1 protein-coding gene is annotated in these 436 nt (G+C 61.2%); it reads left to right on the plus strand.

The window, feature by feature from the left end; all coding sequences use genetic code 11:
• Positions 1 to 436, plus strand: a 436-nt coding sequence (locus GM658_RS28645; protein WP_155457513.1) for a hemagglutinin repeat-containing protein, incomplete at both ends; no start/stop codon positions are given.

A 436-nucleotide genomic window follows, 5' to 3' on the forward strand; every position in this document is an offset into this window, starting at 1 on the left:
GGCATTCTGGTCAAAGGGGAAGCGGGCCTCGGCTTCGCCAGTAGCAACAACTCCAGCAATGGTAACGGCAGCACCGCCGAAGGCAGCTCCATCAACGCCAAAGGCAACGTCAACCTGACGTCCACCGGCGGCGATATCCACGCCACGGGCGCCACGCTCAATACCGGCAAGACCCTGAACCTGGATTCGGCGCAGAACATCATGCTGGACGCCAGCCAAAGCACGGCACACAACGACGGTAAGAACCACAGTGCCGGTGCGGAAGTGGGCGTTGGCTTCCAGGTTGGCGCGCAGACCGGCGTCTACGTTTACGCCGCCGCCAACGTGGGCAATGGCCACAACAACAGCGACTCCACGATCAACAACAACACCCAGCTCAAAGCGGACACCATCAACCTGCATAGCAAGGGCGACGCCACGCTGAAAGGTGCGACTG

Origin of the sequence: Massilia eburnea, assembly GCF_009720745.1 — a bacterium.
Taxonomy (GTDB): domain Bacteria; phylum Pseudomonadota; class Gammaproteobacteria; order Burkholderiales; family Burkholderiaceae_D; genus Rugamonas; species Rugamonas eburnea.